Source organism: Priestia sp. SIMBA_032 (assembly GCF_046535215.1).
In the GTDB taxonomy this organism is placed as follows: Bacteria; Bacillota; Bacilli; order Bacillales; family Bacillaceae_H; genus Priestia; species Priestia aryabhattai.
In genome coordinates this window covers 1-229 of the sequence record NZ_JAWRXD010001710.1, presented here as the reverse complement: position 1 = coordinate 229, position 229 = coordinate 1, and the positions used below count along the sequence as shown (strand labels likewise).

1 protein-coding gene is annotated in these 229 nt (G+C 65.9%); it reads left to right on the top strand.

Annotated features, from left to right (window positions below; all coding sequences use genetic code 11):
• Positions 1–229, top strand: a 229-nt coding sequence (locus SB717_RS40075) for a hypothetical protein (RefSeq protein ID WP_410908955.1), incomplete at both ends; no start/stop codon positions are given.

Sequence of the window (229 nt, the reverse complement as noted above, 5' to 3'; positions counted from 1 at the left end):
GCGACCGGAAGCACTCGACGATGTTTTGCGCAGTGCGGGCTACGAGTTCTCGGCGCCTGCCGCGCCGAACGAGCCGACGAACGCCGCGCGACCGGCACACGTCAGCGAGGAATTGTGGCAGTCGCTCTCTCCGGCGCAAAAGCTGACGATGCACCGCGAAGGCACAGCTACGCGCGTGCCCGGCCTTTCTGAAGCTGAGAAGGCGCAAGACGCGCGCGTTGAATCGGAC